Here is a 6,000-nt window from a genome sequence, read left to right as displayed (position 1 = left end):
GCGCGCCACGCAGCTCGCAGGCACGCTCTCGGGCGGCGAACAGCAGATGCTGGCCATGGCGCGCGCGATCATCAGCAAGCCGAAGCTTCTGTTGCTCGATGAGCCGTCGATGGGTCTCTCGCCGATCATGGTCGAGAAGATCTTCGAGGTGGTGCGCACGATCTCGTCGGAAGGCATCACGGTGCTGCTCGTGGAGCAGAACGCACGTCTCGCGCTGGAGGCCGCCAATCGCGGCTACGTGATGGACTCGGGCCTTGTGACGATGGAAGGCGAAGCGAAGCAGATGCTCGACGATCCGAAGGTGCGTGCTGCATATCTGGGGGAATGATGGATGGCTGTCAGTCTTTTTGAGCCAGCCTTCGAGACCGTCTGTCTGAAACCCTTTGGCCAGATTGCACGGGAGCTTCGACTCAGCAGATCGGTCTCGAGGTGCGCAGGCAGGCGAATCAGGTGTGCAGCATCAGCTTCCCGCCCTTCGCGGTGTCTCTGTAGGCGTAATTTGCAGTCCACGCTGGGTCTACCTGTCAACGTCTACCTGGCGCGTAGATGTATTAGTGCGCTGTCAGCACCTCCCGGAACGTGCTCGCTGGCATCAGTTTCGGCCATTGGTGCGCAGACTATCGCGCGGAATCTCAATTGGATGGAGGCTCAGTATGTTTCAAATTGACGGTGGGCAAGGTGACACCTCACCCCGCACTTCACCTCGTGTGCCGGCCAGTCTGCGGTGGGTGGAACGTCTTGTGTCCATGGATACGACGAGCCGGATTCCGAATCTCGGTCTCGTCGAGACCGTTCGCGACGCTTTGCGCGCATACGGTATTGAGTCGGTGCTTACTTCCGACACGCGAAATGGCTGGGCGAACCTTTTCGCGACTGTGCCTTCGTACACTGGCGAAACGAACGGTGGCGTCGTGTTATCTGGGCACACGGACGTGGTACCCGTCGACGGGCAGCAATGGGACATTGATCCGTTCAGGCCGGAATTACGGGAAGGGAAGCTCTACGGTCGCGGCACCTGCGATATGAAGGGATTCATTGGCGCGACGCTGGCGCTTGTGCCTGAGATGCTGTCGGCGCGGCTAGCGAAGCCGATTCATCTCGCACTATCCTATGACGAGGAAATCGGTTGCGCTGGTGCGCCATTGATGATCGCAGATCTTAAGAAACGCGGTCTGAAGCCCACTGGATGTATCGTCGGTGAGCCGACTGGCATGCGGCCTATCATTGCGCACAAAGGCATCAACATCTACCGTTGTTGCGTGCGAGGTCACGCGGCACATTCGTCACTGACACCTAAAGGGCTGAACGCAATAGAGTACGCAGCGCGTCTCATCTGTCACATTCGAGATGTAGCCGACACGTTCCGCGCCGAGGGGCCTTTCGACGACCTGTACGACGTGCCATTCACCACCATGCAGACAAGCACGATTCAAGGGGGCATCGCTTTGAACACAGTCCCGGCCGAATGCAATTTCGCTTTTGAATTTCGCAATCTGCCAACATTTAACCCGGAAAAGGTCATCGACCGTATCGAAAAGTATGCGCGTGAGCAACTGCTGCCGCAGATGTTACGCGAGAACCCGAATGCGGGAATCGAGTTTTCGAAGGTCGCTGTCGCCCCAGGGCTTGATGCGGCAGAGCAGGCGGCGATCACCCAACTCGTGCGCGCCCTGACTGCTGATCAGGACAGGCGCAAGGTCGCGTATGGCACCGAGGCGGGGTTGTTCGAGCAGGCAGGCATACCGAGCATCGTATGTGGTCCCGGCAACATCGAGCAAGCGCACAAAGCGAATGAGTACGTCGAACTGGCGCAACTCGCCGAGTGCGAAAAGTTTCTACGTAGATTTATCGTCAGCATGTCAGTCGACACGGGGCACTGAGCACTCGCGGGAGCAAACGACACCCACGACATGTGCGCTCGTCAGTACCGGGTGTACAGGTTTCGACAGTAACGAAGCAGACTGCTGTAGCAGCGCACCTGCCCGACCGCGCGAGGTAGCTCCCTACACGCGTCGCCTATTGTGCACGTCTTTCCGTGGTGATCGCGGATCCAATGCCGAGCGCTTCATTGGACCGATCCCGCGCGTTCGCACGATTTCGAATTACACCAAGCTGGTGGTGCGCTGCGCATGTCGGGCGCGAAGTGTCCCGAGTTCAGCGCTTTGCCCGTCGCGAAGGATGGCGACGGGATGGGTTGGGCGCCGTTGTCTGCTGGGAGAAATGCCTGGCGGACCGGCGGCCAGGCGTGCATCGCTGAAGCTAGTGTTCTTCTTTTTCTTCAGTTGCGATTCTCGCGGCATCCTCGAAGACGTCCGGGCAAGTCGATGAGCCCGCAATCGGCAGAGCAACGTGCTTATGCGGATTCGACCGGCGGGGTGACGGCGGCCAGCGGGCGTGAGGCTATCTCAACAGCCTCGGGACGGGCAAGCCCAAGGGTTTGTAGCAACGTTGCTGCTGTCCGTTCCGCAAGGTGGTCAATCGAAATTCCCGATGCTGCGACCGTGTCCAGCCCGAGTTCTTCGGGCGACCGGAACTGCAACTGCAATGCGATCGCACCGAGGACGGTTCCACCGACGGAAATCACGCTCAATAGCGGGTCTTCCGCCGCAAAACGGCCTGCCACAATGCCATTTCCGACATCCCGCATCAGGCGACGTCCCAGCCCACGGCTTATTGCTCGCGAAGAGAAACCTTCACGCAACAGGAACTGAGCCCACAGCGGGTCGCGATTTGCTCGCAATACCGTATGACGTACGGACACTGAGACGACTTCTGCCGGATCGGACAGATCACGCGTGAGCTGATCCAGCGTGTCGGCAAAGTCTTCGAATACGCAACTCGTCAGGGCCTCGTGGATTGCTTCTTTGGATTCGAAGTGGTTGTAAAAGGATCCGAAGCCAACATCGGCTGCCTCCGTGATTTCGTTGATCGCCACGCCTTCCATTCCCTTTTCGGCCATTAGCCTGAGCGCAGCGTCCAGAAGGCGCTTGCGCGTTTCCCGTTTGCGGCGCGTGCCGCGCGGCTCCGCCTCCGCAGACGCAGCGGGCGCGGACTGAAGGGGAGGAGAGACTCTGGGGCGACGTGGGGTTGGCATCAGTGACCAGCTATTCGGTGGATTGCTGGAGTATACCCTCTGGAATCATAATTGACAAAATCATCAGTGATGATCAATATGTCAGAAACGCGAGGTGAGGTCGACTCGACAGGCCATCGATTAATGGAGTCGTAACAATGGAGACAGGCGCTCGTCCGCCCGCCGTGGAAGACAAGAATCTGTGCCCTGGCGATCCGCTGCCAACGGCTGTCGACGTACTCATAGTCGGTTGCGGACCGGTGGGCGCGACGATAGCCAATCTGCTGGCTGGCCACGGTTTGCATGTGCTTGTCATCGACAAGTCGGTCGAGATATACATGGCGCCTCGCGCGATTGCACTGGATAACGAGGCACTGCGGATCCTTCAGCTCGCGCGTGTCGACGAGGGCGATTTCGAGAAAGTGGCGATATCGCAGGTCCGCTTACGTTCGCCGTGGTTGGGCGAATTTGGGCGAATTAACACGCTCGGCGCATTGGATGGGCACCCAAAGCTTGTGACGTTTTACCAGCCGGAACTTGAACAGTGCCTTCGTGCAAAGCTCGCTCAGTTCGATCGGGTCCACGTCGGACTCGGAGTTGCTCTGCGTGGATTGACAGAGCTTGAGGATCATGTCTTGGCCTCGCTAGATGCGGGCCCAGCGGGGACGCACAATGTGCGTGCCAGATACGTAGTTGGCGCGGATGGCGCCAGTTCGCTCGTACGTCAGGTGATTGGTCAGGACTTCATCGGAAAAACGTTCAACGAGGACTGGCTCATCGTGGACGCACGCGATGTTCCTCAGCCCATTGATCACGTCGAATTCATTTGTGATCACCGGCGCCCGGTTCCTCACATGACAGCCCCAGGCGGCCGGGAGAGGTGGGAATTTATGCTGCGCCCGGGAGAGACGCGAGAGCAAATGGAATCCAACACACGCATCCGGGAGCTGCTTGCGCCGTGGGGAGATGTCGATCAGATGATCATCGAACGGAAAGCGGTCTACCGTTTCCACGCAAGAGCGGTTAGCGCGTTCAGCAAAGGGCGTGTTTTTCTCGCCGGCGATGCCGCGCATATTACTCCGCCGTTTGTGGGGCAGGGATTGGTTGCTGGGCTGCGCGATGCGGCCAATCTGAGCTGGAAGCTGGCGCTGGTCATACACGGTCAAGCCAGCCCCCAGATTCTCGACACATACGACGAGGAGCGTCGGCCCCATGTGAGGGCGATGATCCGCCTCGCAAAGCTGATGGGCAGACTAGTGATGCCCGTCAACGGTGCCGTTGCGCTCTGTACTCATGGGGTGATGCGATTGGCGCGGTTCATACCTAAGGCTCGCCTGTACTTCGAGGAAATGCATATTAAACCGGCGAATGCCTGCCGGCGAGGACTGTTCGTCAAAGGCCGTACTGAATCCCGGCTGGTTCGAGGTGCGGTGGTTCCACAGGGGTGGGTGCGCGATGCAGCCGGCACCCAGTGTTTGAGTGACGACGCGCTTGGCTACCGGCTCGTGCTCGCTGGGTTTGGTATTGATGCCGGCGCAGCGCTCGACGCCGCTACGAAAGCCAGATTCTACGCGGCCGGCGGCACCGTTATGAACATCTCGTATCGCGGGCAACAACTCGGCGCACGTGCGTGCGCCTGGGAGGATCTGCACGGTGCCTTTTTTCCCCGCGTGGTGCCATCTGGCTGGGTTGCGGTTATCCGCCCTGATAAGACCATCATGAACGATGGGCCTGCCACAGACGTCAACCGGATCGTGCAGGAAAGTTTGACGCTACTGCAAAAACCACCCCGAGCAATGCAAACGTTGCCCGAAGCGGTTCCATCTTCTGTCTGAGATAACGTAATGAAGCTCACTACGGAGCAACCCGCCCGGCATCCGGCGCCGACGACGAAGGCATTGGCGCTGGCTTACCTGTTTTTCGAACGTCCTGATCTCGACAAGGCAGAGCAATTCCTGAGCGATTTTGGTCTGCGCACCGTAGCGCACGACGATAGATTCCTCTTTCTTCGCGCCACGTCCGGATCGCCTTTCTGCTATGTGGTCCGCAAGTCGACGCAAGCGCGATTTGTGGGCTTCGGCCTGCGAATCAAGGACTTGTCTGACCTGGAAGCGTTGACGAAGGTATCCGGCGCATCGCCAATCGAGAAGTCGGACTGGCCTGGCGGTGGGCATCGCGTAACGCTTGTCGATCCCTCGGGCTTTCGCGTCGACGCAATATGTGAACAGACACCCGCAGGAACTTTGCCATACCGCCCCGCGTTACGTTTCAACTCACAGGATGAAGTGGTCCGGGTAAATGGCACGCAACGGCCGCCGGCTAGCGCACCTGAGGTGCTGCGACTGGGTCATGTTGTTCTCGAGCTCGCCGACTTCCAGGCGACTTGTGCGTGGTACACGCGTCACTTCGGCTTCATTCCTAGCGATGTGCAGGTGTTGCCTGACGGCTCTCCTGCCGTTGCATTCATGAGGCTGGATCTCGGTGACACGCCTGCGGACCATCACACGCTCGCATTGGCGCAAGGCTTCGCTCCCATCTATAGCCACAGCGCGTATGAAGTCATTGATGCGGATGCGATCGGTATGGGGCAGCGTGTGCTGCGGGAAAAGGGCTATACCCACGCGTGGGGCATTGGCCGCCATGTACTCGGCAGTCAGGTGTTCGACTACTGGCAGGATCCGACGGGTGCAAAGCACGAGCATTACTGCGACGGCGATTTGTTCACGGCTGACAAACCCACGGGCATCCATCCCGTTAGCAGGGATGCCATGTCGCAGTGGGGACCCGTGATGCCGCGCAGCTTCACCAAACCGAAGCTGACACCTGGCGCGGTGGCGGCGCTGCTTCGTAATCTTTGTCGCAGTCCCGACCTGACCGTCGCGAAACTGCGCATGCTCGCGAAAATCTTCGCCTGATCATTGGCCCCG

General features: G+C 59.1%; 5 protein-coding genes. 4 read left to right on the top strand and 1 reads right to left on the bottom strand.

Going from position 1 to position 6,000, the window contains the following annotated elements; translation table 11 throughout:
* Together U5A58_RS35305 and argE are read left to right on the top strand one after the other, a co-directional pair.
* The coding region (locus tag U5A58_RS35305) for an ATP-binding cassette domain-containing protein (protein WP_321964835.1) at nucleotides 1–328 on the top strand (328 nt) is incomplete at its 5' end.
* 325 nt (nucleotides 329–653) lie between these two features.
* Entirely contained in the window at nucleotides 654–1,880 is a 1,227-nt protein-coding gene (gene argE / locus U5A58_RS35300) for an acetylornithine deacetylase (protein WP_321964834.1), read from the top strand.
* 473 nt (nucleotides 1,881–2,353) lie between these two features.
* Here argE and U5A58_RS35295 read toward each other — a convergent pair whose 3' ends face one another.
* Nucleotides 2,354–3,094 (bottom strand): TetR/AcrR family transcriptional regulator, encoded by a 741-nt coding sequence (locus tag U5A58_RS35295; RefSeq protein ID WP_321930490.1) that lies wholly within the window; start codon nucleotides 3,092–3,094, stop codon nucleotides 2,354–2,356.
* Nucleotides 3,095–3,231: 137 nt separating this feature from the next.
* Between U5A58_RS35295 and U5A58_RS35290 the strand changes: the two genes are divergently transcribed.
* Nucleotides 3,232–4,908 carry a bifunctional 3-(3-hydroxy-phenyl)propionate/3-hydroxycinnamic acid hydroxylase gene (locus U5A58_RS35290; RefSeq protein WP_321964833.1) on the top strand — a complete coding sequence of 559 codons (1,677 nt, stop codon included), beginning with the start codon at nucleotides 3,232–3,234 and terminating at the stop codon, nucleotides 4,906–4,908.
* Between the two features lie 9 nt (nucleotides 4,909–4,917).
* Complete coding sequence (locus U5A58_RS35285; RefSeq protein WP_321964832.1) at nucleotides 4,918–5,988, top strand: VOC family protein; 1,071 nt, start codon at nucleotides 4,918–4,920, stop codon at nucleotides 5,986–5,988.
* The last annotated feature ends 12 nt before the right edge of the window (nucleotides 5,989–6,000 follow it).

The sequence above is a fragment of the Paraburkholderia sp. J7 genome, from assembly GCF_905220155.1.
Classification (GTDB): Bacteria; Pseudomonadota; Gammaproteobacteria; order Burkholderiales; family Burkholderiaceae; genus Paraburkholderia.
The sequence above is the reverse complement of the archived record's forward strand: the minus strand, read 5'-3'. Positions and strand labels throughout refer to the sequence as shown.

Excerpts from the sequence above, each read along its gene's own strand:
- argE (WP_321964834.1), top strand. The coding sequence starts at position 654 with ATGTTTCAAATTGACGGTGGGCAAGGTGACACCTCACCCCGCACTTCA.
- U5A58_RS35295 (WP_321930490.1), bottom strand. The coding sequence starts at position 3,094 with ATGCCAACCCCACGTCGCCCCAGAGTCTCTCCTCCCCTTCAGTCCGCG.
- U5A58_RS35290 (WP_321964833.1), top strand. The coding sequence starts at position 3,232 with ATGGAGACAGGCGCTCGTCCGCCCGCCGTGGAAGACAAGAATCTGTGC.
- U5A58_RS35285 (WP_321964832.1), top strand. The coding sequence starts at position 4,918 with ATGAAGCTCACTACGGAGCAACCCGCCCGGCATCCGGCGCCGACGACG.